The following is a 26,376-nucleotide window of genomic DNA, read 5'->3' on the forward strand; positions in this document are numbered from 1 at the left end:
GTCATGGCCAAAATCAAAATAACTCAGATTAAGAGCGTGATCGACAGAAGTGAACGCCAAAAAAAGACAGTCGAAGCTTTAGGCTTACGTAAAATTAACCACAGTGTGGAAGTAGAGGCTACACCTGCTATAATTGGGATGGTTAGAAAAGTTAATCACCTGGTAGCGGTAGAAAACATTTAATATCATGAATTTAAGTAATCTAAAACCTGCAGAAGGTTCTACTAAAAATAGAAAAAGAATTGGCCGTGGTACAGGTTCTGGCCGTGGCGGCACGTCAACCCGTGGCCACAAAGGCGCCGGTTCACGTTCAGGTACCAGCACTAAGGTAGGTTTTGAAGGCGGTCAAATGCCTTTACAACGTCGTGTACCTAAGGTTGGTTTCAAAAACCCTAACCGTGTTGAATACACAGGTGTTAATTTGGATGTATTGCAAGGCTTAGTTGAGAAATTCTCACTGGCGGCAGTTGATTTCGATACCCTGAAAGAACATGGTTTGGTTTCTCGTAACGACCTGGTTAAGATCCTGGGCCGTGGCGAACTGAAAGCCAAATTGGAAGTTAAAGCACATGCATTTACTGCAACGGCGCAAAAAGCGATCGAAGCAGCTGGTGGTACCATAGTTAAGTTGTAAGTTTCAATGAAGAAATTTTTCACCACATTATCCAATATCTGGAAAATCGAAGATCTGAGAGTGCGTATTATAAACACACTCTTATTTCTTTTAATATATCGCGTAGGCTCATTCGTAGTGTTGCCTGGCGTGAACGGTGCGTCATTCGCAAACCAAAAAGCAGAAGGATTAGTAGGATTGTTGAATATGTTTGCAGGAGGTTCGTTTTCACGTGCCTCTATTTTCGCGTTAGGCGTAATGCCTTACATTTCGGCGTCAATTGTGGTGCAACTGCTGGGTATTGCTGTGCCTTATTTCACCAAACTTCAAAAAGAAGGTGAAAGCGGGCGTAACAAGCTTAACCAGTGGACACGCTACCTAACCATCGGTATTACTGCTTTGCAGGCTATCGGTTATGTACGTTCACAAATTGGTCCTGATGCACGTTTAATCGGCGATCCGATCTTTACCTTATTAACTACAGTAGTTTTAACCGCAGGTACATTATTTGTAATGTGGCTGGGTGAAAAAATTACGGATAAAGGTATCGGTAACGGTATATCGTTAATTATCATGGTGGGTATTATTGCCCAATTGCCAGGCGCGTTTATAACAGAGTTTAGCTCCCGTACCAGTGGTACAGGTGGCTTGGTAACTTTCATTGTTGAAATTGTTGCATTGATAGGTGTGGTAATGTTCACTATATTGATAGTACAGGGTACACGCAAAATTGCGGTACAATATGCTAAACGTATAGTAGGTAACAAGCAATATGGTGGTGTACGTCAGTATATACCTTTAAAGGTAAATGCTGCAGGTGTAATGCCTATCATATTTGCCCAGGCCCTGATGTTCATTCCGCAAACTGTACAGCAGTTTTTCCCGAACGCGGCATCAAACGGTATCCTGATCGCATTGTCAAACTATAACTCATGGCAACATAACCTGTTGTTTGGTATCCTGATCATCCTGTTCACTTATTTCTATACCGCTATTACGGTTAACCCTAACCAGATGGCTGATGATATGAAAAAGAACGGTGGTTTTATACCGGGCATTAAACCAGGTAAATCAACTGCCGATTTTATTGACGGTGTAATATCAAAAATAACTTTACCGGGATCAATATTCCTGGCTATTATAGCCATTATCCCGGCCATTGCCAGCTTGGTTGGCGTATCTGCGATCTTCGCAAGATTCTTTGGTGGTACATCACTGATCATCCTGGTAGGTGTAGTTTTGGATACCCTGCAACAAATTGAAAGTCACCTGTTGATGCGTCATTATGATGGTTTAATGAAAACCGGACGAATTAAAGGTCGTACAGCAATGCCTGCTGCTGCCGGAACAAGTCCGACAGCTATCTAATTTAAAGCATGTCAAAAATTCTTTACAAGTCTGCCGAAGAAATAGAACTCATCAGAGAAAGCGCCCAACTGGTATCCCGCACACACGCGGAGGTTGCCAAAGTGATCGGACCTGGTGTTACAACTATTGAACTCGACAGACTTGCTGAAACCTTTATACGCGACAACGGCGGAGTACCTACTTTTTTAAACTACGGCGGCTTTCCTTATTCTCTTTGCATATCGCTGAATGACCAGGTAGTACATGGTTTCCCCGGAAACTATACCCTGGTTGAAGGAGATCTGGTATCTGTTGACTGCGGAGCTACTTTAAATGGCTTTGTAGGCGATTCGGCTTATACCTTCGCCATCGGTGAAGTAAGCGATACCGTTAAGAAACTCATGAGGGTAACCAAAGAGTGTCTTGACTTAGGAGTTGCGAAAGCAGTTGTTGGTATGCGCATAGGCGATATCGGTTATGCGATACAGGAACATGCAGAGAAGAATGGCTTTGGCGTAGTAAAGGAGCTTGTGGGGCATGGTGTAGGCGTTAAGCTGCACGAAAAACCCGAAGTACCTAATTATGGTAAGCGCGGAGCGGGCATCAAACTGGAAGAAGGAATGGTGATCGCTATTGAGCCCATGATCAACGCGGGCCGTGCGGGTGTTAAGTTTTGGGATGACGGATGGACGGTTTCAACTGTCGACAAAAAGCCATCGGCCCATTATGAGCATACCGTAGCTATTGGTAAAGGTAAACCTGACATTTTATCAACGTTTGAATATGTTGAAAATGTTTTGAAAGAAAAGAATAATAATTAAATAAATTTTTATTAATTTTGCATCCCGGTTTTAGGGCGGATAATTAAGTAATAATCAACAAAATATGGCTAAACAATCTTCGATTGAGCAAGACGGTACAATTAGGGAAGCATTGTCAAATGCAATGTTCAGGGTTGAACTGGAAAATGGTCATGAGATTATTGCACATATTTCCGGCAAAATGCGTATGCACTACATTAAAATTTTACCTGGCGACAGAGTAAAATTGGAAATGAGCCCGTATGATTTAACAAAAGGTAGAATAACCTATAGATATAAATAACAAAGAGATGAAAGTTAGAGCATCCATTAAAAAACGCAGCGCTGATTGCAAGATCATTCGCCGTAACGGGAAACTTTATGTAATTAACAAAAAGAATCCTAAATACAAACAGCGTCAGGGATAATTAAAAAAAACTGTGATAATTCGTACAACGGTGGCCCGCCGTTCGGTTATCATTTAAAAAACAAACAATAAATATGGCAAGGATTTCAGGTATAGATTTACCGAAAAACAAAAGAGGAGAAATCGGACTTACTTACATTTTCGGTATAGGCCGCTCAACAGCTCAAAAGATTTTGACTGAGGCAGGTATTGATTTTGATACAAAAGTACAAGACTGGACCGATGAGCAATTAGCCTCAATTCGTGGAATTATCAACGATCAGATCAAAGTGGAAGGTTCACTTCGTTCAGAAGTGCAGCTTAACATCAAACGTTTGATGGATATAGGTTGTTACCGCGGTACACGTCACCGTAAAGGTTTACCATTACGTGGTCAGCGTACTAAAAATAACTCACGTACCCGTAAAGGAAAACGTAAAACAGTTGCTAACAAGAAAAAAGCTACTAAATAATATTGAATAGTGATTGAAGAGCGGTGAGTTTTATCGCTTAACAATTCATTAGGATTACCTCATTTGAAAATATAATTAATGGGTCCGGGTTATTTGATAATTCAGTAATTCATTAATTCAAAAATTAAAAAAATGGCTAAGAGCAAAAAAGTAACCAAAAAGCGCGTTGTAATTGTTGAGCCTGTAGGCGAAGCACACATCAATGCTACTTTTAACAATATCATCATCACCCTTACCAACAAAACCGGTCAGGCTGTATCATGGTCATCTGCAGGTAAAATGGGTTTTAAAGGTTCAAAAAAGAACACCCCTTATGCTGCCGGACAAGCTGCTGCTGATTGTGGCAAAGTAGCTTATGACCTGGGCTTACGTAAAGTTGAAGTATTTGTAAAAGGTCCGGGTGCAGGCCGTGAGTCAGCTATCCGTACTTTGCAAACTGCAGGTATTGAGGTTACAACCATCAAAGATATCACACCGCTTCCGCACAACGGTTGTCGTCCTTCAAAAAGAAGAAGAGTTTAATTAACAATTATTTTTAAAGCTAAGATTCGGCAGCAACAGGCTGCTTGATACTTTAAGAACACACAAAAATGGCTAGATATACAGGACCAAAATCCAAAATTGCACGTCGTTTCCGTGAGCCGATCTTCGGCCCGGATAAAGCGTTAGAGCGTAAGAACTATCCACCGGGAATGCACGGTGCCTCAAAAAGAAGAGGAAAACAATCTGAGTATTCAACTCAGTTACAGGAGAAACAAAAAGTAAAATACACTTATGGTGTATTAGAGCGTCAGTTCGAGAACTTGTTTCACCGCGCATCAGCTAAAGAGGGTATCACAGGCGAAAACCTGTTGAAATTCTTAGAAGCTCGTTTAGATAATGCTGTTTACCGTTTAGGTATTGCTCCTACACGTTCTGCAGCCCGTCAGTTGGTTAATCACAAACACATTAATGTTAATGGTGCTGTGGTAAACATCGCTTCATACGCTTTAAAAGCGGGTGATGTGATTTCTGTACGTGAAAAATCTAAATCATTAGAAGCCATCACTACATCAGTAGCCGGAAGAAGAATCAATAAATACAGCTGGTTAGAATGGGATGCTAACGCCTTAACAGGTAAATTCCTAAACTATCCTAACCGCGACGAGATACCTGAGAACATCAAAGAAAACCTAATCGTCGAGTTGTACTCAAAATAATAACGATAATTATCCATGGGATGGTTGGCATTTTATGTCAATCATTTTCGTGGTTTAAATCAATTCAATTAGTAAACAATAAATAAAGGATATAAATGGCAATTTTAGCATTTCAAAAACCAGACAAGGTTATCATGCAGAAAGCAAATGATTTCGATGGTACGTTTGAGTTTCGTCCGTTAGAACCAGGCTTCGGTGTGACCATTGGTAATGCTCTGCGTCGTATCTTACTTTCATCACTCGAAGGTTTTGCCATCACTTCTGTTCGTTTTTCAGGAGTTACGCATGAATTTTCAACCATCAAAGGTGTTGTTGAAGACGTAACCGAGATCATTCTGAACCTGAAGCAAGTTCGGTTCAAAAAAACAGGCGAGTCTGGTGATACTGAAAAGGTATTCGTTATCATAAATGGCCAGGACGCTTTTAAAGCCGGAGATGTTACTAAATTCTCTAATAACTTTACTGTTTTAAACCCTGACCTGGTTATCTGTAACATGGACTCATCAGTAACGCTTGAAATTGAGCTTACTGTAGGTAAAGGCCGTGGTTACGTAGCAAGCGAAGAAAATAAAAATCCGGATGCAAACGTTGGTGTAATAGCTATCGATTCTATCTTTACGCCAATTAAAAACGTAAAATATACTATTGAAAACTATCGTGTTGAGCAAAAAACTGACTATGAAAAATTAGTTCTGGATATTGCTACCGATGGATCAATTCATCCGGAAGATGCGTTAAAAGAAGCAGCCAAGATCCTGATCCAGCACTTTATGCTGTTCAGCGATGAAAACATGATGTTGGAAGCACAAGCTAAAGAAGAAACTAAAGAGGTTGACGAAGAGATCCTGCATATGCGCAAGATCCTTAAAACTGAACTGGTTGATCTTGACCTTTCTGTACGCGCATTAAACTGCCTGAAAGCTGCCGACATCCGCAGCCTGGCCGATTTAGTATCATACGATGTTGCTGATATGTTAAAATTCAGAAACTTTGGTAAAAAGTCATTAACTGAAATTCAGGACCTGGTTAAATCAAAAGGCTTATCTTTTGGTATGAACCTGTCTAAATTTAAGTTAGACGAAGAATAAGATTTGAGATGTTAGATATGAGATTTGAGACAAATTTCATATCTGACTTTTAAATATAATTAAAAGATGTAAGCCGAGAGACAATCTCAAATCTCACATCTCTGTACTATAATCTAATTAGCGAAGGCATAATTCCGAAGGCTTGATTTTATCGCCGGACGGTATGCACGTGAAATAATTTAATAACAATGAGACACGGAAACAAAAACAATCACTTAGGCCGTACTACCAGCCACCGCAAAGCGATGCTGGCTAACATGGCAACTTCGCTTATTTTACACAAGCGTATCACTACAACATTAGCAAAAGCAAAAGTTTTACGCGGTTATGTTGAGCCACTTTTAACAAAATCAAAAAACGATACTACTCACTCTCGTCGTACAGTGTTTAGCTATTTACAAGACAAAGACGCGGTTACTATTCTGTTCCGCGAAATTGCCGAGAAAATTGCTACCCGTCCAGGCGGTTACACCCGTATTGTGAAGTTAGAGAACCGTTTAGGCGATAATGCTGAAATGGCTATCATCGAATTAGTAGACTATAACACTGTTTACGGTGTTGACACTGCAGCTGCAGCTAAAAAATCAACCCGTCGTCGTGGTGGTTCTACAGCAAAAGCTAAAACAGCAGCGCCAGCTACTAAAGAAACTGCAGCTCCTGTTGAAGAAGCAAAAGTTGAAGAAGAAGAAGTTAAAGCAGCACCAGTTGCTGAAGCTACTGAAACTCCGGCTGCTGAAGCTCCTGCAACTCCAGAAGCAGAAGAAAACGCTGAAAAAGGAGAATAATTTCTCTTTTGAGATATTAAGAAAACGCCTTGCTCACTTGAGTAGGGCGTTTTTGTTTATGTCTGAATCAGAATTTTTAGACAATTTTCTGCCAACCTGTCACCAATGTGTATAGCATTTCTGACGCAATAATTGTCATCCTGACTATATACACTGCCAAATAGCTATTGGCACAAACGTTGATAAATAGCTGTAGTTAGTAAAATATTAAATCAAGTAAAACAATCATATGTCTAAAATAATTGGAATCGACTTAGGAACAACAAACTCCTGCGTAGCTGTAATGGAAGGTAATGAGCCTGTAGTTATTGCTAACAGCGAGGGAAAACGTACTACGCCGTCCGTAGTAGCTTTTATTGACAACGGCGAGCGTAAAGTTGGCGACCCTGCAAAACGTCAGGCCATCACCAATCCTACAAAAACCATATCGTCAATCAAACGCTTTATGGGTAACCAGTTTAACGAAGTTACAAACGAAGCTGCCCGTGTGCCTTACAAGGTAGTAAAAGGCGATAACAACACTCCGCGTGTTGAAATTGGCGATCGTAAATACACTCCGCAAGAGATCTCGGCCATGATCCTTCAGAAAATGAAGAAAACTGCTGAAGACTTTTTGGGTACCGAAGTAACTGAAGCGGTTATTACCGTACCAGCTTACTTTAACGATGCTCAGCGCCAGGCTACTAAAGAAGCCGGCGAAATTGCAGGTTTAAAAGTACGTCGTATCATTAACGAACCTACTGCTGCTGCCTTAGCTTATGGCTTTGATAAAGCGCACAAGGATATGAAGATCGCGGTATTTGACTGCGGTGGTGGTACACATGACGTATCTATCCTGGAATTGGGTGACGGTGTATTTGAAGTAAAATCAACCGATGGTGATACTCACTTAGGTGGTGACGACTTTGACCAGGTAATTATTGACTGGTTAGCCGACGAATTTAAAAGCGACGAAGGTATAGATCTGCGTAAAGATCCAATGGCTTTACAACGTTTAAAAGAGTCTGCAGAGAAAGCTAAAATTGAGTTATCAAGCTCTGCACAAACAGAAATTAACTTACCATACATCACTGCTGTTGATGGTATGCCAAAGCACTTGGTTAAAACTTTAACCCGTGCTAAATTTGAGCAACTGGCAGATAGCCTGATCAAACGTACTATTGATCCATGTAAATCAGCTTTGAAAAACGCTGGCTTAAGCACATCAGATATCGACGAAGTTATCCTGGTAGGTGGTTCAACCCGTATCCCTGCTATACAGGAAGCTGTTGAGAAATTCTTTGGTAAAGCGCCTTCAAAAGGTGTTAACCCTGATGAAGTTGTAGCTATTGGTGCTGCTATTCAAGGTGGTGTATTAACCGGCGAAGTTAAAGATGTGTTGCTGTTAGATGTTACCCCACTTTCATTAGGTATCGAAACTATGGGTGGTGTAATGACCAAACTGATTGAGTCAAACACAACTATCCCAACCAAAAAATCTGAAACTTTCTCAACCGCGTCTGATAGCCAGCCATCTGTTGAGATCCACATATTACAAGGTGAGCGCCCAATGGCTGCGGGTAACCGTACTATAGGTCGTTTCCACCTGGATGGTATACCACCAGCACCTCGCGGTGTGCCTCAGGTTGAAGTAACCTTTGATATTGACGCAAACGGCATATTACATGTATCTGCTAAAGATAAAGCAACCGGTAAAGAGCAAAAGATCCGTATCGAAGCTTCTTCAGGTTTAACTGATGCTGAGATCAAAAAGATGAAGGACGAAGCTGAAGCTAACGCTGATGCTGACAAAAAAGCAAAAGAAGAAGTTGAAAAATTGAATTCTGCTGATGCCCTGATCTTCTCGACAGAAAAACAATTGAAAGAGTACGGTGACAAAATTTCGGCCGACAAAAAAGGTCCTATCGAAGCAGGTTTAACCAAGTTGAAAGAAGCTTATGCCTCTAAAAACCTTGACGCTATCGAAGCTGCTCAAACCGAACTGAACGCTGCATGGGCTACCGCATCTGAAGAGATGTACAAAGCCTCTGCCGAAGCAGGTCAGCCAGGTGCCGAAGGTGCTCCGGGCGCAGGTCCGCAGGATCATGGTGACACCGTAACCGATGTTGACTTTGAAGAAGTAAAAGACGATACAAAATAATTTAAGTGTTGTTGAATAATAAAAAGCCCGGTCAGGATTTTCCTGAACCGGGCTTTTTTGTTTGATGTAGAAGATTAATTATAGGAGGCTCCTATGGAGCCCAAAAGCTTTTTTGGGTTTTGGCTATAAACACGATGCTCCTCCGGAGCGTTTTCAAACATATTCCTCTTCGTTATAGACACAGTGTCCTTATGAATAATCTCCTGTAAACAGAATTTTGAAGACGCTCCGAGAGCATCATGTTTACAGAATATTTCCATATGAATAATCTCCTGTAAACAGAATTTTGAAGACGCTCCGAGAGCATCATGTTTACAGTATATTTCCATATTAATAATCTTCTGTAAACAGAATTTTGAAGGCGCTCCGAAGGAGCATCGTGTTTATAGTATATTTTCATATAAATAATCTCCTGTAAACAGAATTTTGAAAACGCTCCGGAGGAGCATCGTGTTTATAGTATATTTTCATATAAATAATCTCTTGTAAACAGAATTCTGAAAACGCTCCGGAGGAGCATCGTGTTTATAGTATATTTTCATATAAATAATCTCTTGTAAACAGAATTCTGAAAACGCTCCGGAGGAGCATCGTGTTTATAGTATATTTTCATATAAATAATCTCTTGTAAACAGAATTCTGAAAACGCTCCGGAGGAGCATCGTGTTTATAGTATATTTTCATATAAATAATCTCTTGTAAACAGAATTCTGAAAACGCTCCGGAGGAGCATCGTGTTTATAGTATATTTTCATTCGACGAGTTTGGCTCCAGCGGAGCCCCCTTAATTCCACTATTCAATAAAATCAAATAGATATTTATCTTCAAACGAGATTTCAAACTTTTTCAATAATTCTAAATATTCTTGTTTGAATGTTTTTTTCTGATGATGAGTTTCCTGGTTAAGCACATATCTTATCACTGCATCAATATGTGAATGCGAATAGGAGAATACCCCATAGCCTTCCTGCCAGTTGAATTTACCTTTTATCCAATTTTTACTATTGATAAAATCGTTACTTTCAACCTTAATTTCTTTAATAAAATCTGAAATTAGGATATTGGGTTTAAATCCTACGAAAATATGGATATGATCAGGCATACAATTTATAGCCAACAACTTAACCTTTCGGTTTTGAATAAGGGCACTTATATATTTATGTAATTCTTCTTTATTATCCTTTGATATGAGATTTTGTCTGCCTTTAACAGCAAAAACAAATTGCAGATAAATCTGGGAAAAGGTATTGGCCATACTGTTTTAAGAAACTTAAAATTAGTTTGTTTCCTTCGATATTCAGCATAGAATAATAACAAAAAATCCCACTCGAGGCGGGATTTTAAATATTGGAAAGGATTAAATTAATCCCAAAGTTTTGAAGGATAAGTGCCGTTGTTCACCAGTTCCGATATGCTTTTTTGTACAATAGGTTTATCCTCTTTATAAGTTACGCCAAACCATTTTGAGCCGGTAGGGATAACTTTGAATGAAGCAGTGCCCGCTTTGATCAGCTCATCGGCAACCAATGGAATAAAGAACTCTGATTTTGGGTTATTTTCATTCGCTGCCACAAATTCTTTGAACATATCTTCACTTTGTGCGAATACGGCGGGAGTAAAGCCCCAAAAGTTCATCGATACGCGGGTGTCGTTTGATAAAGCGTGCTCGCCGGTAGCATCTTTATAAGCTACGCTGCCGTCTTCTTTAAAATAAACTTCGGTGCGCTCGTTAATCTCCACCATGTTACCTTCGTCGTTAACTTTACAAACCCCACGCGACACGGAACCATAGTCAGACAAGGTCCTGTCAATCTGGTAACCGATCAGTGAGTAGGTATCGTCAGCTACTTCGGAGGTTAAAAATTTGGCCATTTTCTCAAAGGAGTCATAACCATAAAAGTCATCGGCGTTGATCACGCAAAAAGGCTCATTGATCTGATTACGGGCAGCAAGTACCGCGTGAGCAGTACCCCATGGTTTAGCGCGTTCAATCGTTTTATCAATACCAAAAGGAGTTAGGTCAAAACTTTGAAAGACATAATCAGTTTCAATACGACCCTTAAGCTTAGGTTCAAAAATAGCTTTGAAATTATCGGCAAATTCTTCGCGGATAATAAAACTAACTTTGCCAAAACCCGCTTTGATAGCATCGTAAATGGAATAGTCAATAATAGTTTCTCCGTTGGGGCCAAAGCCATCAACTTGTTTCATACTGCCATAACGGCTGGCCATTCCTGCGGCCAAAATAAGGAGTGTTGGTTTCATAGATATACGTTGGGGTATTTTGAAATAACTATATGCCCTTGCATAAATTTTTATAGTGAAATCAATCTATTACTCAAATTGTTTTAAAAAAATGAGTAATTATTTGATATATCTGAAATCCTGACCGGCTTTGATATTCAATAACGACTCATAAATAAGACGTATCACATTGTCCACGTCCTCTTTGTGGATCATCTCAACCGTAGTATGCATATACCGTAGTGGTAAAGAGATCAGTGCCGATGGTACGCCATCATTTGAATAAGCAAATGCGTCGGTATCGGTACCGGTTGAGCGCGATGATGCCTGGCGCTGAAAAGGGATATTGGCTTTCTGAGCCGTTTCGATAAGCAATTTGTTCAGATTATTTTGAACCGCAGGCGCATATGATACCACCGGACCTTTACCACAAGCCAGATCGCCCTGGGTTATTTTGTTGATCATAGGTGTTTGTGTATCATGCGTAACATCGGTTACAATAGCTACGTTAGGCTTTATTTTGTGGGCTATCATTTCGGCGCCACGCAAGCCTATTTCTTCCTGTACCGCGTTTACAATATACAAGCCGAAAGGTAACTTTACTTTATTCTCTTTTAATAAACGGGCAACCTCGGCTATCATAAAGCCACCAGCACGGTTATCCAATGCGCGGCCAACATAATAACGGTCGTTCAGGATCATGAATTCATCCTCATAGGTAATTACGCAACCTACATGGATGCCCAGTTTCTCTACCTCTTCTTTTGAAGTACAACCGCAATCCAGGAAAATATTTTTTAAAGTTGGGGCTTCTTCTTTGTCGCCACCCAGGCGGGTATGAATAGCCGGCCAGCCGAAAACCGCTTTTACCACGCCATTATCGGTATGTATGTTCACCCTTTTTGAAGGGGCTATCTGGTGGTCTGAACCACCGTTACGGATCACATATATTAAGCCGTCATTGGTAATGTAATTTACAAACCATGATATCTCATCGGCATGGGCCTCAATAACTACTTTGTAATCGGCCTTTGGATTGATAACACCTACAGCGGTACCGTAATTATCTACATAATGGGTATCGATGTAAGGTTTCAGATAGTCGAGCCATAATTCCTGGCCTTTCCATTCAAAACCGGTAGGGGAAGGATTGTTTATATATTTTTCAAAAAATGAAAGAGAAGTTTCGTTTACGATGGGAGTATGCGTTGAGGCATCAGATTTTTTTTTAGCCATATTTTTTAGCAAACTATTTTTTAGTAATAAGCAAATATAACAAAGTTGATGTTAAAGCCCTAAAATAACCTGTCATATTGGAAATAAAAACACGTTTTTATTATTAATTTAATACTAATGTTACAGCATTAGCGTTTTTTTTTGAAATATGTAAAATTTACGGCACTTGATTAATTAGTTGTGATTAACTGTAGAATTTACATTAATGCCACATTAATATTCATTTCAAATTCATTGTAGTTTCTTAATTTTACATCCATCTATAATTTACCTCACACCGTGAAACTGTTTAAGCTAATCTGCATATTATTTATAGTTGGGCTAACCTCATGTAATGTGGTACAATACGCCACCGTGCCTGTTGACTATGCCCCCAAACTGGTATTTAAAACCGATACCGCCCGCATCCTGGTGGTTAACCGGGTTACTTTTGATTCAACCCGTATAAATAAGCGCAAGATCATGGCCCTTAAAGCCGCGGCCTATAGCGCTATAACCGGAGCCGAAAAAGAGCTGAAATTGCTGCCTGGTGTTAAAATTTCCAGTCTTGTAGATTCCGTATCATTTAGTGCCAATAAAGATTCCGTAAAGCATCTGGCAGCCAAATACAAAGCCAATTACGTTTTAACGCTTGATAGTTTTAACGCAGGACTTGTGCTTGATAATGTACAGTATGATGGTAATGCCCAGATAGCTTATTATAGCACCAAAGCCAGTGTGGCTTTTACTTTACATGAAAGTAATGGCATCTTTTTTAAAAAGCTCAAGGGCTTAGCTACAGAGCCGCAGGATGGTAGGTTTGGCTATTCTATTGATGGCGCAGCCCGCAATGCTGCGCTTGATGCACTGAAAGATTATTTACCCTATACCATTACCAATTACCGACCGCTTTATAATCAAAGCGATCCGTTGGCATTATCTGTACGGCAAATACTGGCTGGCCGGTTTGATATCGCGTTTAAAATACTCAACCCGATCATTGATGGCCCCGACCCCAAACAAGCCAGTAGAGCGGCTTATAACTTAGCTGTGGTTTACGAGGCGCAAGGTGATATTGATGAGGCCCTTGAACTGGCCAAACTATCCAATCAGAAACAGCAAAATGATTATGCCACAACGCTTATCGCGGCGCTGATCAAAGAGTGATAAATTTTACCTACATGCTGCAATAAATGCGCTGACATATCAGTTATTGAGGAGTTCCTTATCTCAATAATCCTGTGAATGCATTTAAATTATTATGCCTGTTATTTATTGTTGGGTTAACCTCATGTGGCACGGCAAAATATGCAACCGTACCCGTATCTGTTAACTATTCGGCTAAGCTGACCCTAACCCAGGATTCAACGCATATCCTGATCATCAACAGGCTGGTTTACGATTCCACTAAAATCACCAATAAAAAGAAACTGGCTGTACTACGGGGAGGGGCTTATAGCGCTACCATGGCGGCCGAAAATGAATTAAAACAGCTCAAGGGTATCCGGGTGACTAATCTGGTTGATTCGATACCATTTGCTGCCAATACCGATTCCATCAAACAACTGGCCGCCAGCCATCATGCAGCCTATATACTGGCGCTTGATAATTTTACAGCTGATATCGTCTTGGATCAGATAGATGGCTCTAGTGATGAGCGTACTGCCTATTACAATACCAAGGCTGAGGTTAATTTTACTTTGTACGAAAGCAATGGCCTGTATTTTAAAAAGCTGAAAGGTCTGGCTAACGACCCGCAATCTGAAGGGGCGTACGGAGGCTTTCTGGGCGAACTGCTTTTTGCCCCAGGTATAAAGGGGAATAAATTTGCCGTGAACGGCGCTGCCCACAATGCCGTTTTAGACGCACTGAAAGATTACCTCCCATACGCTGTTACCAATAACAGGCCACTATACAATGAGGGTGATGAACTGCAATCGGCGGTTAAGCAAATACAAGCCGAACGGTTTGATATGGCGTATAAAATACTCAACCCGCTTATTGATAGTACCGATGTTCAGCTGGCCAGCAAGGCGGCTTATAACCTGGCTGTTGTGTATGAGGCGCAGGGCGACATTGAGGCAGCGCTTGAACTCGCACGACAATCCAATCAAAAGCAAGACAATGTGTTTGCCAGTAACCTCATTGCAGCGCTGATCAAAGAGTAAGATCTTTTTCGAGTATCTCGTAGTCAAAGCCATGGCGGCTAAACAGCTGCCAGGTATGTTCAAAACCCGCTTTAAGGTAAAACCCGATGGCCGAAACCCGGGCATTGCACCATAACCTTTTAGCGCCGTTTGTTTTAGCGAATTGGGTAATATGCTCCAGCATTTGCCTGCCGATCCCCATATTTTGCAAACTATCATCCACCGCGAACTTGCGGAACTGGTAATCATCGCCTTTGGCAAACAGAGATACCACCGATACAATGTCGTTATCCTTAAAAGCGGCAAAATGAAGCCCGTTATTATCCTCTTCCATCTCCATCTCATACAGCTTTTGTTCGGGATATAAAATTCTTTGTCGTAGGCGCCATGTTAGTTCAGGGCGTATTTGTTCTATGTGGATCATTAGCGCAAAAGTAAAAAATAACCGGTATCAGGTGCCAATGGCAAATTATTCTTCCATGCTGTTAAGCATCTCCAAAAAGTTTTCGGTTGGATAAAACTCTATTGTATTATCAATAATTTTATAGGGTTGGTTTTCAAATTTACCATCCCTGTACCAAAGTAGTTTATTGCTGATGGAACCCGGGCCTTCCCTGTCCATACCATAAATAGTAGGGATAAGGCTATTAATAGCTGTGGTAACCTCCAGACTGTCTATCATATAAAAAATGGCACACTCTCTATGCGGTATGCCAATGAGTGCACCTTTAGATCCCATTAGTTGGGGATAATGTGGTAATTCAAATAAAATGTTGGGCACAAAATTATGTCCGCCCCCTATAAACCAGATATCGGTATTTCCTAATTTTTCTTTGGAGAGATGAAATTGGTAGTTATTTCGGGAGTTTTCTTTGGCTTTCTCAAACAGCTCCTCGTTTGTTTTATTCCAATGAGCGGCCTGTTCTGGTTTAATGTTTACTACGGTATCGGGCAGATCAAACATCAATAAGGCAAACAGATCATCAACTATATTTTGGCTAATGGTAAATTTCTTTCCGATTGGGGCAAAGTATTCATACGGATAAATTTTGACGCAGATATATTGTTCAACCTTTTCATAATCAGTAACTATTTTTTGAAATTCTTTTTCAAAAGCAAAGGTTTTACTAATAGCATCAAAATAGCTGCTAACTATCTCGTGATAATGGGATAGCTCATCCTGTTTGCATGTTTGAGCCGCATTCATCAGTCCTAAGGTTTTGAAACCAAAATCGTTTGGGCCGGTTTGCAGGGTACCATCACTCCCAAGTTCGTAGGTTATATTCTTTTCGGAAAAATAGCTTTGGATGGATTTGATAAATGCATCATACTCTTCCGGGGTGAAAAACGAAGCCCATTCCGGCACTTCAGGTTTATTGCTTTTTCGTTTAAAAATTGAAAACATCGGGATAAAGTGTTGAGATAAAGTTAGAATATTATAGGCGATTTTTATAAGTACGGGAGTGGTTCTTTCTAAAAAAGGGGTCACTACATACTCAGTTTAATTTTCTCAAACGTTTGTGTTGTATCTATGGCTTTTTGACATTGCCTCAATTCACCCATCACTTCAAAATTCTTATCTTTGCGGCAACATAAATAACCCATCTATGCTTAAAGGATTTTTTAATGTTCCACCACCGCAAAACGAGCCTGTTTTAAACTACGGCCCGCGCAGTTTGGAACGTGTAGCGCTTAAAGCCGCCTTAGAGGAGGCCCGCGCTCAACAACTGGATATACCTATGTACATCGGCGACAAAGAAGTACGTACGGGCACTAAGCTCGAGATCCGTCCGCCGCATGATCATAAACACTTACTGGCCACTTTTTCTGAAGGTGATGCCAGTCACGTTACCGCTGCTATTAACGCTGCCCTGGCAGCCAAAGCCAACTGGGAAAATTTAGCCTGGGAGCAGCGCGCCGCCACATTTTTAAAAGCTGCCGAACTGTTAGCCGGTCCTTACCGTGCCGAAATTAACGCGGCCACTATGCTTGGTCAATCCAAAAATGCATACCAGGCCGAAATTGACTCTGCCTGTGAGCTGATCGATTTTCTGCGTTTTAACGTAGAGTATATGACCGAGATCTATAAACAACAACCCCCGGTATCGGGCAAAGGTGTTTGGAACCGTGTGGAGCAACGTCCGCTGGAAGGTTTTGTGTTTGCCTTAACGCCATTCAACTTTACGGCTATTGCGGGTAATTTACCTGCATCGGCAGCCATGATGGGTAATGTGGTGGTATGGAAACCGGCCTATACTCAGATATATGCTGCCAACGTGATCATGAAGGTGTTTAAAGAAGCAGGCGTACCAGCCGGTGTTATTAACCTTATTTATGTTGATGGCCCGGTTGCAGGCGAGGTGATATTTAACCATCCTGATTTTGCCGGTATCCACTTTACCGGATCAACCAAGGTGTTCCAGAACATTTGGCAAACTATTGGTACCAACATTCATAAATACAAAACCTACCCGCGCATTGTGGGCGAAACCGGTGGTAAGGATTTTGTGCTGGCCCACCCGAGCGCCAATGCCGATGTGGTAAGTACAGCATTGGTTCGCGGTGCTTTTGAGTACCAGGGACAAAAATGTTCTGCCGCTTCCAGAGCTTATATCCCGGCCTCGTTATGGCCTGCGGTAAAAGCTAATATGCAGCGCGATATCACTTCGTTTAAAATAGGCCCGGTTGAGGATTTTGAAAACTTCATTAATGCTGTGATCTCCGAAGTATCATTTGATAAGCTGGCTAAATATATTGATGCGGCTAAAGCTGATAAAGGTGTTGAAGTAATTGCCGGTGGTAACTATGATAAAACCAAAGGCTGGTTTATAGAGCCTACCGTATTAAAAGTAGATGATCCGTACTACGTAACCATGTGCGAGGAGTTATTTGGCCCTGTATTGACCATTTACGTGTACGAGGACGCCAAATTTGATGAGGTGCTTAACATTGTCGACAAAACATCTATCTACGCGCTAACAGGCTCTATTATATCGCAGGACAGGTATGCTATTGAAAAGGCTACCTATCATTTGCGCAACGCTGCAGGTAATTTCTATATCAATGACAAACCTACAGGAGCCGTTGTTGGTCAGCAGCCATTTGGCGGTGCCAGAGGTTCCGGCACTAACGATAAGGCTGGTTCTATGATCAACCTTTTGCGTTGGGTATCGCCACGTACAATCAAAGAAACCTTTGACCCACCAAAGGATTACAGGTATCCGTTTTTGAGTAAAGAAGTATAGACCTCACCCAAACCCTCTCCAAAGGAGAGGGCTTTAATAAAAAAAGCGATGACTCGAATCATCGCTTTTTTTTATTACATATGTTTTTCAAGTCTCCTCCTTTGGAGGAGATTTAGAGGAGGCTATTTAAACCTAAAAACATCCTCCATATTATCGTTGTTGTAGGTACTCACGTTCATGTCGCCGATTTTGCCGGTGCTCAGGCTGTAAACCCAGCCGTGTACGCCCAGTTCCTGACCATTTTTCCAGGCATTCTGCACAATAGTGGTTTTGCAAAGATTGTATACGTTTTCAATCACGTTAAATTCTACCAGGCGATTTCCGCGCTCGGTATCATCGGTAATGGCATCAAGCTCATCAGCATGCAGGCGGTATACGTCTTTAATATGACGTAACCAATTATCAATAAGTCCGAATGCCTTGTTGCTCATGGCGGCAAGCACACCGCCGCAACCGTAATGACCGGTTACAATCACATGCTTTACTTTTAAAACGTTCACGGCATAATCCAGCACGCTCAACATGTTCATATCGGAGTGGATAACCATGTTAGCGATATTGCGGTGTACAAATATTTCGCCGGGCGCGGTATTGGTGATCTGGTTGGCCGGCACGCGGCTATCAGCACAGCCTATCCACAGCACCGGTGGATTTTGGCCGCTGGCCAGTTTGTTAAAAAAATCCGGATCGGAATCTAAGGCGTTTGCAATAAACTGTTTGTTACCTTCCAGCAAACCTTCGTAAGTAATATGGCTGGTGTCGTGAATGCTTGTTTGGGCGCACATAGGTGTAAATGTTAAAAAGTTAATGATCTAAGCCGGCCTGCTTTTATCTGTCCGGAATATCCGGCTTATTTTATGCAAGGCCACCGGCGAAAGATCGTAATATAAAATGGTAAGCAAAATTAGCGGAATGAAATAAAATATCGCAAAATCATACAAATTAAAAAAGAAGCCGCCCATGATGCCGCCGAAAAAATAAAAGCTCAACACGGTAAGCCGTACATAGATCTTGTTCCGGGTGGTTTCGGTTTTAGCGGTGTTGGGATGCAGCCATTCGGATACATCGCCGCCCAGGTCGGTAAACAAACCGGTTAAATGGGTTGATTTGATGAGCCCTCCGGATATGGTGGATACCAGGCTGTTTTGTAAACCCATGCAAAAAATGATCACCCCAATCACTACTTCGCGTTCGGTTTGGGTTTCGCGGTAAAAATTGTGACCGTAAATGGCCACAAATAACAACAGTATAATTTCGATAACGATAGGAATAGAGTGCGCACGGTAGCGGCTCTTATGCTCCAGCGAGTGTACAATAAAGTTGGATATAAAGGCGCCTGCAAAAAACATCAGCAACCAAACAACAAATACCACGATCTCGCTCCAGTTTTGCTCCACAATATGTTTGGCCAGGTTAGCCACATGCCCGGTGATATTGGAAGTGAAAGCCAGAAAGGCAATCATACCAGCCACATTGGTTACACCCGATACAAAAGCGGTTGACGATGCCAGCAATAAATTCTGTTTTAAAGTACGCGTTTCTTTTGATTGCCTCAGCATAAATATCCTTGCTTGTTGCTTCAGGATAAAAATAGGATAAAATTAATGAGGATGTGTATGAAGTTTGAAATTTGATGAGGAGAAAAAATAATAGTGAGATCTAAGTCATCCCGAATTTATTTCGGGATCCCACATGTAGGTAAGTAAAGATGGGTTTAAGCATAATCCTTGAACAGACGGCCATTTTGTTACAAAAGTGGGTTTATATGGTTTACACAATTCATGGTTAATGTTGATTTATTTAATTGATAATCAATTTATTAAGTATATTCTATCGTCGTATAGTGGGTTTACATGTAAACCCACTCGGGGTTACCTGAAATTTACCCGGAGGTTGCATATGGCCAATCTATAACTCAGGGGGCTCTGCGAGAGACCTGAGTGGACAAAAAGGCGAGCTAAGGTTTTGGTAACTTAAATTTAACGGCTACAGGAAAATGCACTCTTACATTTCGACCGTTTTGACTTGCGGGTTCCCATTTGGGAGATAACTTTATTAGGCGTAAAGTCTCTTTAGCCATTTCGGGTGTCGGACTTTTAGCTATAATGATATTGGTAAGGCTACCATCCCGCTCAACAACAAAAGTTACAACTACCGTACCTTCAAGTCCTGCTTTCCTATCTTTTTCAGGATATTTCAGGTTTTTGTCTATAAATTTAAAAAACTCAAGTATTCCGCCTGGAAATTGAGCCATCTTCTCTACGGAAGAATAAATGGTATTAGCAGAAGTATCAACAGGTACTTGTTTAACGTCGCTACTTTGTGCGCTACAAAATAATGCCGGAGTAATAAGAAATATCAATGGTATAAATATTTTCATGCTATAAATATATCTACAAAACTGCATAACCTTATTAAAAAGTGCCAATCATTATTTACCCCAAAAAAGAACCCCGGCCATTTCCATGAACCGGGGCAAACCAAACATAAACCTCTCCCTTAGCAGGTAGCGGGGAGAATTCTTGAAGGCTTAAGGGCAGCAGCCTTAATTAATGCTGAGCAACAGCAAGCGTGCTGTCAAACTCGTACACATAACCCAGGTTATGCGGACTGCTACTAGAGACTTTAAGATCCTTGATGAGGCCTGTACCCAGGTCAATCACCCAGCCATGAACTTCCAGGTCATGACGTTCCTGCCATGCATTTTGTATAATGGTGGTTTTGCACACGTTGTATACCTGTTCGCTTACGTTAAGCTCAACCAGGCGATTGGTGCGTTCCTGCTGATCTTCAATGGCATCCAATTCTTTGGCATGTAAACGGTAAACGTCTTTTATATGGCGTAACCAGTTGTCAATAACACCAAATTGTTTGTTGCTCATGGCTGCGGCTACACCACCACAACCGTAATGGCCTGCTACAATAACATGTTTTACTTTAAGCACGTTAACAGCGTAATCCAATACACTTAGCATATTCATATCGGTATGTACTACCACGTTGGCAATGTTGCGGTGCACAAATACTTCACCGGGCTTGGTGCCAGTTACTTCATTGGCAGGTACGCGACTGTCGGCGCAACCTATCCATAACACTTCCGGACTTTGGCCTTTGGCCAGTTTTTTAAAATAGTCAGAGTCTTCCTGCAGTTTCAGGTCAACCCATTTACTGTTGCCGTGTATTAGCGCATTATAACTTTCGTCGTTAACCAGTTTGAAATTATTATCTATTGGGGTCATGATTTTTTTAGTTAGTGGGGTTATACATTAATTCTTTTAAAGGCGGTACATCGTACTTGTCCTTTATTTCATGTAATTGCACAATAATGCCTTTAGTGTAAGCATTGTGCTTGTAATTGAGGATGATCTCGATAACATCAGGGTCGATATACCTGGAGTTGGAGCCATCGATAATCACATCAGTGCCTTTGGGTAAACTGGTTAAGGTTACCTGTATGGCAGCTTTGTTTAAAAAGGATACTTCCTCGGCAAGCTTTATCCTGATTATTTTCTTATCGCCGTTACGATCGATCTGGTAGAAGTAGGGGTTGCGTAAATTGGTACGCAGGATGTAGAATATACCCACCAGCATGCCTATACCTACACCTATCAGCAGGTCGGTTAATACTACCGCTACAATGGTGACCACAAAGGGTATAAACTGGTTCAGCCCTAAATGCCACATATGCTTAAACAGGCTGATGCGGGTTAGTTTATAACCGGTCATGAGCAGTATTGCTGCCAGGCACGATAGCGGGATCAAGTTGATCAGGAACGGGATACAAAGCAGTGCTATCAATAGCATTACGCCATGTATTACACTGCTCATTTTGGTACGTGCACCTGCATTTACGTTGGCCGATGATCGTACAATTACGGCTGTCATAGGCAAACCGCCTAATAAACCGCTGGTTATGTTACCAATTCCCTGGGCCACCAACTCGCGGTTGGTGGGTGATATACGCTTTATCGGGTCGATCTTATCAACGGCTTCCAGGCTAAGCAAGGTTTCCAGACTGGCTACCACGGCTATGGTAAATGCCGTTATCCAAACCTGTTTGTTACCGATGTCGCTAAAGTTTGGCGATTTGAACAAGCCGAAAAATTCCGCGCTGCTGTTCACAATAGGTATGCGTACAAACTGCTTGTCCAACAAGGCTAACCCTGTATTGGCGAACACCGCGCTCAGGCCAATACCAGCCAATACCACCAGCAAAGGAGCAGGTACTACGGCTAGTTTTTTGAACTTTGGCCAATAGATAAGCAATAGTAAGGAAACTCCCGTGATGATCACCGCTCCGTAATTGATCCTGGACACCGCTCGCAATATACCCGAGAAGGTATTATGTTCATCGGTTTGGCTAAACCCTTCGTCACCTTCGTAATCGGCATCGTAACCTACGGCATGAGGAAATTGCTTCATGATAAGGATGATACCAATAGCGGCAAGCATACCTTCAATTACCGATGAGGGAAAATAGTTGGCTATAGTACCTGCTTTTAATATACCCAACAACATCTGGAAAACACCCGCTAATACCAGGGCCAATAAAAATGTTTCGTATGATCCAAGTCCTGTTATGGCGTTTAACACAATAACGGTTAAACCGGCGGCAGGTCCGGCCACGCTCAGTTGCGACCCACTTAATGTACCTACTACAATACCGCCGATAATACCTGTTAATACACCGGCGAACAAAGGGGCGCCGGATGCCAGCGCTATGCCTAAACATAAGGGCAGCGCTACCAGGAATACAACAATACTAGACGGAAGGTCTTTTTTTAAGTTTTTGGGTAAGAAATATTTTTTCAGGTTAAGATTGCCCACAGCAAAGCCACCTTGCTTATCTTGCATAAGATCGATAATTTGAATGAAATCCTCGTCCTGACATGATCAGGATGATAGCTTCATCACCGTTAATAAATTATTTTGATAAAATTTAAATGAATTGTAAAGCGGTAACATCCGGATAGGGAAGTATCCGGTTAATCATTTAAACGTTGGGTGGGGGTGTGGGGACAACAGGGTGATATGCCTGTTTATACAAATGATCTTCCTGGTTGTGGAGTATCTTGTTTTCCGCAACAAATGTAATATAGGCTACACTGTGCAGATAGTACTCATCAAAAACCTTTTTCTCCTTAAAAGCATCCTTATCCGGATTTTCCTTTTCGGTTTTGGATTCCTGTTCAAGCTGTAGTATAACCGCTCTTACAGTTTTATTATCAAGATATAAAAACGCAGGAGCTAATGATATGGCCATCTTTATCATAAAGACACCCATAAACATTACCACTATCAGCGTTTTAAAATTCCTGATCTTCATTATTACAAATATACAAAAATACAGCTGTTAAAACGTGGGGAATATGGTTTTAGTCTAATCTTACAATTTAATTACTATTTTTAACCTATTGGATCGTGAATCAAGATATTAGAATCAAGAGTCAAGACAACAACAATTACTTTACTTTAATAAAGATAAGGTTACTCGCCCGAAGTGCTTATGGGTAGCCGCTGTTTTGTCTTAATTCTTGACTCTCACTTCTTGATTCTTTTTAATCAACCTGAATTGTGAATAAAAAGCTCGGATTATTAAGGGATAAACGCCAAAAAGCGTTTGAAGGCGGCGGCGCGTTACGTATTGAAAGTCAGCATAAAAAAGGAAAACTAACAGCGCGGGAACGCCTGCATTTTTTAATGGACGAAGGCTCATTCCAGGAGATCGGGATGCTGGTGGCACATCGCTCTACCGACTTCGGAATGGAGAAAGAAAAGTATCCAGGCGATGGTGTAGTAACCGGATATGGTACGATAAACGGGCGATTGGTTTATGTTTTTTCGCAGGATTTTACCGTTTTCGGCGGATCACTGTCTGAAACCCATGCCGAAAAGATCTGTAAGATCATGGATCTGGCCGTCAAAAACGGTGCGCCGGTTGTAGGGCTTAATGATTCGGGTGGCGCACGTATACAGGAAGGTGTTGTATCCCTGGGCGGCTATGCCGATATCTTTTATCGCAATACGCTTGCATCGGGAGTAATTCCACAAATATCGGCCATTATGGGCCCCTGCGCGGGCGGAGCGGTATACTCACCGGCCATAACCGATTTTATTTTAATGGTTGAGAATACCTCTTATATGTTTGTGACCGGGCCCAACGTGGTAAAAACGGTTACGCACGAGGTGGTAACCTCCGAAGAATTGGGCGGCGCTACTACCCACGCCACGAAGTCGGGTGTTACTCATTTTGCCTGCGCCAATGAAATAGCCGCTATTCAAAATATCAAAGCATTGTTAAGTTACATGCCACAGAACTGTGAAGACAAAGCGCCTGCATTACCCTACGAAACACAGAACGAATTGCGGCCGGAACTTAATACCCTGCTCCCCGAAAATAATTCGACACCTTATGATATCAGGGAGATCATTGATCATGTTATAGACGAAGGTTCGTTCCTGGAGGTGCATAAAGACTTTGCCGAAAATATTGTAGTTGGCTTTGCCCGGCTTGCTGGCAGAAGCATAGGTATTGTGGCCAATCAGCCTGCTTTTTTGGCCGGGGTGCTTGATATACATTCTTCTATTAAGGCTGCGCGCTTCGTTCGTTTCTGTGATAGCTTTAATATACCGTTGCTGGTGTTTGAGGATGTTCCCGGATTTTTACCAGGTACGGATCAGGAATGGAACGCTATTATCACCAATGGCGCTAAATTACTGTATGCCTTTTGCGAGGCCACTGTGCCACGCATCACCGTGATCACCCGCAAGGCCTATGGTGGCGCTTACGATGTGATGAACTCCAAACATATTGGTGCCGATATGAATTTTGCATGGCCATCGGCAGAGATCGCTGTGATGGGCGCCAAAGGTGCAGCCGAAATTATTTTTAAGCGGGAGATTAGTACCGCAGAAGATAAAGAAGTTAAATGGCGGGAGATGGAACAACTGTACTCAGATACCTTTGCCAACCCTTACCGGGCCGCTGAACGTGGCTTTATTGACGAAGTGATAGAACCTGCCGAAACTCGCTTTAAGCTGATACAGGCCTTTAAAATGCTCGAAAATAAAGTGGTGAACAATCCCCGGAAAAAACATGGAAATATGCCCTTGTAAGAGGGGAATTTGAGGACAAAGGATGGAAGGACAAAAGATAAAGGATCAGTTAGATGTTAAAAAAGACGTCATTGCGAGGTACGAAGCAATCTCTATGCTGTACAAAGCAAGCACGGACAGCTGACCCCAACAACTCATTGAATCATCAACATTGGAAGGAAGATTGGTTTTTTAAGTATTGATGTTTATAAATAGTTTAATATCATGAGTGGTTATAAGGGAGCCGACAATGTATACTGGTTATTTAGTTCTTCGGCTCAGGCAATTGCGGCTTTCATTGGGTTTCTGGCGGCCGGTTTCTTCTTTGCTTATGATTTGATGGATAAACAGGTTGAAAAGGACGAAACTCTTGAAGTAATTTATGTTGATATAAAAAACCAATACTTTAAAAGATTAAAAGCATTATTTATTCTTACCGGCCTTTCCATCATATTAAGCTTGATTGTGGTTTTTATGAATGGCTATGATTTTGGCACGTACAATATCATCATAGCAGTAATTGTAGGGGTGGTAAATGTAATAACCGTTATATGGGCAATTACTTTTGTTATTTTTATTATTGATCCTGATAAGGTTAAAAAGACTGTCGAAAAATTGATCAAAGAAGACGAAAGTGTTTTTGAACCCACCCAGGGAGTTTCTTTAACCCGGGCGAATTTTTTGGAGAGTTTTAGCGAGTTGGAGAAGCTATTAAGAGATTTAGGGAAGAAATATCGATTAGAGTCATTTGGCCGTTTCCGGGACTTTATGCCGCTTGGGCAAATTATTCGGTCTTTATACGAAAGAGGGGCCATCAACATGGAATCATTACGCGAGCTTAGTGAGATGAACAAAATCCGTAATCTGGTTGCCCATGGTGAAATAAATAATATCGAGCAACGGATAGGGGATACCTTAAATAAGGTAAGGGATGAGATTAAAGCGAAAATACAGGGTAATTAATCTGTTGTCATAATTTACCCTTAATTTGTCGTTTTCGCCCCCGTTTCGATTATGCTAATGCCCGTATGTTTGTATTATAAATCAAAACAAAAACATCATGGCAACTCAAATTTTTGTAAATCTACCTGTTAAAGACCTTAACAAATCAATCGAGTTTTTTACCAGCTTAGGCTATAGCTTTAATCCGCAGTTCACCAATGAACAAGGTGCATCATTAGTTATCAGCGATAATATATTTTTTATGCTGCTAACCGAGCCTTTCTTTAAATCGTTCATTAAAAAAGATATCGCTGATGCTACCAAAGTAGCCGAAACCATCAATTGTATTTCGGTAGATAGCCGCGAAGCGGTTGATGAGATGGTGCGTAAAGCTGTAGCAGGCGGCGCCACAGTACCCAACGAAAAGCAGGATTACGGTTGGATGTATGGTCACGGTTTCCAGGACCTTGACGGCCACCTGTGGGAATTTGCCTATATGGATATGAGCAGTATCCCGGAGCAAATGTAAGATGATAAAAAAGTACGAAAAGCCATTCTTTAAAGGATGGCTTTTTTTATATCCTGTAAATAAAATATATTATTTATATTTTTTATTTTATACTTCTAATAATCAGGT

Annotated in this window: 29 protein-coding genes; 18 read left to right on the forward strand and 11 right to left on the reverse strand. The window is 41.3% G+C overall.

Annotation, left to right across the window (positions count from 1 at the left end; translation table 11 throughout):
- The first annotated feature begins 3 nt into the window (after positions 1 to 3).
- The 12 genes from rpmD (at position 4) to dnaK (ending at position 8,851) form a co-directional block, all read left to right on the forward strand.
- The gene (rpmD, locus tag BLR84_RS00455; protein ID WP_076377393.1) at positions 4 to 183 is read left to right on the forward strand and encodes a 50S ribosomal protein L30; all 180 of its coding nucleotides are present in this window, start codon (positions 4 to 6) and stop codon (positions 181 to 183) included.
- 4 nt (positions 184 to 187) lie between these two features.
- Entirely contained in the window at positions 188 to 634 is a 447-nt protein-coding gene (rplO, locus tag BLR84_RS00460; protein ID WP_076377391.1) for a 50S ribosomal protein L15, read from the forward strand.
- A gap of 6 nt (positions 635 to 640) precedes the next feature.
- Positions 641 to 1,981 (forward strand): preprotein translocase subunit SecY, encoded by a 1,341-nt coding sequence (gene secY / locus BLR84_RS00465; RefSeq protein ID WP_090462797.1) that lies wholly within the window; start codon positions 641 to 643, stop codon positions 1,979 to 1,981.
- Positions 1,982 to 1,989: 8 nt separating this feature from the next.
- Positions 1,990 to 2,781, forward strand: a complete 792-nt coding sequence (gene map, locus BLR84_RS00470; protein ID WP_090462800.1) for a type I methionyl aminopeptidase — start codon at positions 1,990 to 1,992, stop codon at positions 2,779 to 2,781.
- Between the two features lie 64 nt (positions 2,782 to 2,845).
- The gene (gene infA, locus BLR84_RS00475; RefSeq protein ID WP_022833270.1) at positions 2,846 to 3,064 is read left to right on the forward strand and encodes a translation initiation factor IF-1; all 219 of its coding nucleotides are present in this window, start codon (positions 2,846 to 2,848) and stop codon (positions 3,062 to 3,064) included.
- A gap of 7 nt (positions 3,065 to 3,071) precedes the next feature.
- Positions 3,072 to 3,188 (forward strand): 50S ribosomal protein L36, encoded by a 117-nt coding sequence (gene rpmJ, locus BLR84_RS00480; protein ID WP_074487407.1) that lies wholly within the window; start codon positions 3,072 to 3,074, stop codon positions 3,186 to 3,188.
- A gap of 73 nt (positions 3,189 to 3,261) precedes the next feature.
- Positions 3,262 to 3,639, forward strand: coding sequence for a 30S ribosomal protein S13 (rpsM, locus tag BLR84_RS00485; RefSeq protein ID WP_090462803.1), 378 nt, complete (start codon positions 3,262 to 3,264; stop codon positions 3,637 to 3,639).
- 132 nt (positions 3,640 to 3,771) lie between these two features.
- The gene (gene rpsK, locus BLR84_RS00490) at positions 3,772 to 4,161 is read left to right on the forward strand and encodes a 30S ribosomal protein S11 (protein WP_076377383.1); all 390 of its coding nucleotides are present in this window, start codon (positions 3,772 to 3,774) and stop codon (positions 4,159 to 4,161) included.
- 68 nt (positions 4,162 to 4,229) lie between these two features.
- Complete coding sequence (gene rpsD / locus BLR84_RS00495; RefSeq protein ID WP_076377381.1) at positions 4,230 to 4,838, forward strand: 30S ribosomal protein S4; 609 nt, start codon at positions 4,230 to 4,232, stop codon at positions 4,836 to 4,838.
- Between the two features lie 95 nt (positions 4,839 to 4,933).
- The gene (locus BLR84_RS00500; protein WP_090462806.1) at positions 4,934 to 5,926 is read left to right on the forward strand and encodes a DNA-directed RNA polymerase subunit alpha; all 993 of its coding nucleotides are present in this window, start codon (positions 4,934 to 4,936) and stop codon (positions 5,924 to 5,926) included.
- Positions 5,927 to 6,114: 188 nt separating this feature from the next.
- Entirely contained in the window at positions 6,115 to 6,711 is a 597-nt protein-coding gene (rplQ, locus tag BLR84_RS00505; RefSeq protein ID WP_090462808.1) for a 50S ribosomal protein L17, read from the forward strand.
- Positions 6,712 to 6,940: 229 nt separating this feature from the next.
- Positions 6,941 to 8,851: a molecular chaperone DnaK gene (dnaK, locus tag BLR84_RS00510; RefSeq protein WP_090462811.1), complete on the forward strand. Its 1,911-nt coding sequence runs from the start codon at positions 6,941 to 6,943 to the stop codon at positions 8,849 to 8,851.
- Positions 8,852 to 9,644: 793 nt separating this feature from the next.
- On the opposite strand, the gene tnpA is transcribed toward dnaK, so the two are convergent.
- From tnpA to BLR84_RS00530, 3 genes are all read right to left on the reverse strand, one after another.
- Positions 9,645 to 10,106, reverse strand: coding sequence for an IS200/IS605 family transposase (tnpA, locus tag BLR84_RS00520; protein ID WP_090462817.1), 462 nt, complete (start codon positions 10,104 to 10,106; stop codon positions 9,645 to 9,647).
- Positions 10,107 to 10,213: 107 nt separating this feature from the next.
- A complete protein-coding gene (locus BLR84_RS00525; RefSeq protein WP_090462820.1) occupies positions 10,214 to 11,116 on the reverse strand; it encodes a nucleotidyltransferase family protein in 903 nt (300 codons plus the stop codon).
- 99 nt (positions 11,117 to 11,215) lie between these two features.
- On the reverse strand, positions 11,216 to 12,331 hold the full coding sequence (locus tag BLR84_RS00530; RefSeq protein ID WP_090462822.1) for a M42 family metallopeptidase: 1,116 nt from the start codon (positions 12,329 to 12,331) through the stop codon (positions 11,216 to 11,218).
- Positions 12,332 to 12,610: 279 nt separating this feature from the next.
- Between BLR84_RS00530 and BLR84_RS00535 the strand changes: the two genes are divergently transcribed.
- Complete coding sequence (locus tag BLR84_RS00535; RefSeq protein WP_090462825.1) at positions 12,611 to 13,477, forward strand: DUF6340 family protein; 867 nt, start codon at positions 12,611 to 12,613, stop codon at positions 13,475 to 13,477.
- 74 nt (positions 13,478 to 13,551) lie between these two features.
- Positions 13,552 to 14,478, forward strand: coding sequence for a DUF6340 family protein (locus tag BLR84_RS00540; protein ID WP_090462828.1), 927 nt, complete (start codon positions 13,552 to 13,554; stop codon positions 14,476 to 14,478).
- Here BLR84_RS00540 and BLR84_RS00545 read toward each other — a convergent pair.
- Both BLR84_RS00545 and BLR84_RS00550 read right to left on the reverse strand, forming a co-directional pair.
- Positions 14,468 to 14,881 carry a GNAT family N-acetyltransferase gene (locus tag BLR84_RS00545; RefSeq protein WP_090462831.1) on the reverse strand — a complete coding sequence of 138 codons (414 nt, stop codon included), beginning with the start codon at positions 14,879 to 14,881 and terminating at the stop codon, positions 14,468 to 14,470. The genes BLR84_RS00540 and BLR84_RS00545 overlap by 11 nt on opposite strands.
- Before the next feature lie 45 nt (positions 14,882 to 14,926).
- The gene (locus tag BLR84_RS00550) at positions 14,927 to 15,862 is read right to left on the reverse strand and encodes a hypothetical protein (RefSeq protein ID WP_090462834.1); all 936 of its coding nucleotides are present in this window, start codon (positions 15,860 to 15,862) and stop codon (positions 14,927 to 14,929) included.
- 202 nt (positions 15,863 to 16,064) lie between these two features.
- Between BLR84_RS00550 and pruA the strand changes: the two genes are divergently transcribed.
- The gene (gene pruA / locus BLR84_RS00555) at positions 16,065 to 17,702 is read left to right on the forward strand and encodes an L-glutamate gamma-semialdehyde dehydrogenase (protein ID WP_090462837.1); all 1,638 of its coding nucleotides are present in this window, start codon (positions 16,065 to 16,067) and stop codon (positions 17,700 to 17,702) included.
- Between the two features lie 122 nt (positions 17,703 to 17,824).
- Here pruA and can (BLR84_RS00560) read toward each other — a convergent pair whose 3' ends face one another.
- The 6 genes from can (BLR84_RS00560) to BLR84_RS00585 all read right to left on the reverse strand — a co-directional run bounded on the left by can (BLR84_RS00560) (position 17,825) and on the right by BLR84_RS00585 (position 23,028).
- Positions 17,825 to 18,487, reverse strand: coding sequence for a carbonate dehydratase (can, locus tag BLR84_RS00560; protein WP_090462840.1), 663 nt, complete (start codon positions 18,485 to 18,487; stop codon positions 17,825 to 17,827).
- Between the two features lie 27 nt (positions 18,488 to 18,514).
- Complete coding sequence (locus BLR84_RS00565) at positions 18,515 to 19,261, reverse strand: YoaK family protein (protein ID WP_090462843.1); 747 nt, start codon at positions 19,259 to 19,261, stop codon at positions 18,515 to 18,517.
- Between the two features lie 398 nt (positions 19,262 to 19,659).
- Positions 19,660 to 20,082 (reverse strand): energy transducer TonB, encoded by a 423-nt coding sequence (locus BLR84_RS00570; protein WP_176851898.1) that lies wholly within the window; start codon positions 20,080 to 20,082, stop codon positions 19,660 to 19,662.
- Positions 20,083 to 20,251: 169 nt separating this feature from the next.
- A complete protein-coding gene (can, locus tag BLR84_RS00575; protein ID WP_090462849.1) occupies positions 20,252 to 20,941 on the reverse strand; it encodes a carbonate dehydratase in 690 nt (229 codons plus the stop codon).
- A gap of 7 nt (positions 20,942 to 20,948) precedes the next feature.
- A complete protein-coding gene (locus BLR84_RS00580) occupies positions 20,949 to 22,556 on the reverse strand; it encodes a SulP family inorganic anion transporter (RefSeq protein WP_090462852.1) in 1,608 nt (535 codons plus the stop codon).
- Between the two features lie 139 nt (positions 22,557 to 22,695).
- Positions 22,696 to 23,028: a hypothetical protein gene (locus BLR84_RS00585; protein ID WP_090462855.1), complete on the reverse strand. Its 333-nt coding sequence runs from the start codon at positions 23,026 to 23,028 to the stop codon at positions 22,696 to 22,698.
- Between the two features lie 248 nt (positions 23,029 to 23,276).
- Between BLR84_RS00585 and BLR84_RS00590 the strand changes: the two genes are divergently transcribed.
- The 3 genes from BLR84_RS00590 (at position 23,277) to BLR84_RS00600 (ending at position 26,268) form a co-directional block, all read left to right on the forward strand.
- On the forward strand, positions 23,277 to 24,818 hold the full coding sequence (locus BLR84_RS00590) for an acyl-CoA carboxylase subunit beta (RefSeq protein ID WP_090462859.1): 1,542 nt from the start codon (positions 23,277 to 23,279) through the stop codon (positions 24,816 to 24,818).
- Positions 24,819 to 25,022: 204 nt separating this feature from the next.
- Positions 25,023 to 25,760, forward strand: a complete 738-nt coding sequence (locus tag BLR84_RS00595) for a hypothetical protein (protein WP_090462862.1) — start codon at positions 25,023 to 25,025, stop codon at positions 25,758 to 25,760.
- Positions 25,761 to 25,857: 97 nt separating this feature from the next.
- Positions 25,858 to 26,268, forward strand: coding sequence for a VOC family protein (locus tag BLR84_RS00600; RefSeq protein ID WP_090462865.1), 411 nt, complete (start codon positions 25,858 to 25,860; stop codon positions 26,266 to 26,268).
- Positions 26,269 to 26,376 lie beyond the last annotated feature (108 nt).

Origin of the sequence: Mucilaginibacter sp. OK268 (assembly GCF_900103125.1) — a bacterium.
In the GTDB taxonomy this organism is placed as follows: Bacteria; Bacteroidota; Bacteroidia; order Sphingobacteriales; family Sphingobacteriaceae; genus Mucilaginibacter.

Excerpts from the sequence above, each read along its gene's own strand:
- BLR84_RS00570 (WP_176851898.1), bottom strand. The coding sequence starts at position 20,082 with ATGAAAATATTTATACCATTGATATTTCTTATTACTCCGGCATTATTT.
- BLR84_RS00600 (WP_090462865.1), top strand. The coding sequence starts at position 25,858 with ATGGCAACTCAAATTTTTGTAAATCTACCTGTTAAAGACCTTAACAAA.
- BLR84_RS00525 (WP_090462820.1), bottom strand. The coding sequence starts at position 11,116 with ATGAAACCAACACTCCTTATTTTGGCCGCAGGAATGGCCAGCCGTTAT.
- tnpA (WP_090462817.1), bottom strand. The coding sequence starts at position 10,106 with ATGGCCAATACCTTTTCCCAGATTTATCTGCAATTTGTTTTTGCTGTT.
- can (WP_090462849.1), bottom strand. The coding sequence starts at position 20,941 with ATGACCCCAATAGATAATAATTTCAAACTGGTTAACGACGAAAGTTAT.
- can (WP_090462840.1), bottom strand. The coding sequence starts at position 18,487 with ATGTGCGCCCAAACAAGCATTCACGACACCAGCCATATTACTTACGAA.
- rpmJ (WP_074487407.1), top strand. The coding sequence starts at position 3,072 with ATGAAAGTTAGAGCATCCATTAAAAAACGCAGCGCTGATTGCAAGATC.
- pruA (WP_090462837.1), top strand. The coding sequence starts at position 16,065 with ATGCTTAAAGGATTTTTTAATGTTCCACCACCGCAAAACGAGCCTGTT.
- dnaK (WP_090462811.1), top strand. The coding sequence starts at position 6,941 with ATGTCTAAAATAATTGGAATCGACTTAGGAACAACAAACTCCTGCGTA.
- rpsK (WP_076377383.1), top strand. The coding sequence starts at position 3,772 with ATGGCTAAGAGCAAAAAAGTAACCAAAAAGCGCGTTGTAATTGTTGAG.
- secY (WP_090462797.1), top strand. The coding sequence starts at position 641 with ATGAAGAAATTTTTCACCACATTATCCAATATCTGGAAAATCGAAGAT.
- rpsD (WP_076377381.1), top strand. The coding sequence starts at position 4,230 with ATGGCTAGATATACAGGACCAAAATCCAAAATTGCACGTCGTTTCCGT.
- BLR84_RS00580 (WP_090462852.1), bottom strand. The coding sequence starts at position 22,556 with ATGCAAGATAAGCAAGGTGGCTTTGCTGTGGGCAATCTTAACCTGAAA.
- map (WP_090462800.1), top strand. The coding sequence starts at position 1,990 with ATGTCAAAAATTCTTTACAAGTCTGCCGAAGAAATAGAACTCATCAGA.
- rpmD (WP_076377393.1), top strand. The coding sequence starts at position 4 with ATGGCCAAAATCAAAATAACTCAGATTAAGAGCGTGATCGACAGAAGT.
- BLR84_RS00500 (WP_090462806.1), top strand. The coding sequence starts at position 4,934 with ATGGCAATTTTAGCATTTCAAAAACCAGACAAGGTTATCATGCAGAAA.
- rplQ (WP_090462808.1), top strand. The coding sequence starts at position 6,115 with ATGAGACACGGAAACAAAAACAATCACTTAGGCCGTACTACCAGCCAC.
- BLR84_RS00595 (WP_090462862.1), top strand. The coding sequence starts at position 25,023 with ATGAGTGGTTATAAGGGAGCCGACAATGTATACTGGTTATTTAGTTCT.
- BLR84_RS00565 (WP_090462843.1), bottom strand. The coding sequence starts at position 19,261 with ATGCTGAGGCAATCAAAAGAAACGCGTACTTTAAAACAGAATTTATTG.
- BLR84_RS00530 (WP_090462822.1), bottom strand. The coding sequence starts at position 12,331 with ATGGCTAAAAAAAAATCTGATGCCTCAACGCATACTCCCATCGTAAAC.
- rplO (WP_076377391.1), top strand. The coding sequence starts at position 188 with ATGAATTTAAGTAATCTAAAACCTGCAGAAGGTTCTACTAAAAATAGA.
- BLR84_RS00550 (WP_090462834.1), bottom strand. The coding sequence starts at position 15,862 with ATGTTTTCAATTTTTAAACGAAAAAGCAATAAACCTGAAGTGCCGGAA.
- infA (WP_022833270.1), top strand. The coding sequence starts at position 2,846 with ATGGCTAAACAATCTTCGATTGAGCAAGACGGTACAATTAGGGAAGCA.
- BLR84_RS00585 (WP_090462855.1), bottom strand. The coding sequence starts at position 23,028 with ATGAAGATCAGGAATTTTAAAACGCTGATAGTGGTAATGTTTATGGGT.
- rpsM (WP_090462803.1), top strand. The coding sequence starts at position 3,262 with ATGGCAAGGATTTCAGGTATAGATTTACCGAAAAACAAAAGAGGAGAA.
- BLR84_RS00545 (WP_090462831.1), bottom strand. The coding sequence starts at position 14,881 with ATGATCCACATAGAACAAATACGCCCTGAACTAACATGGCGCCTACGA.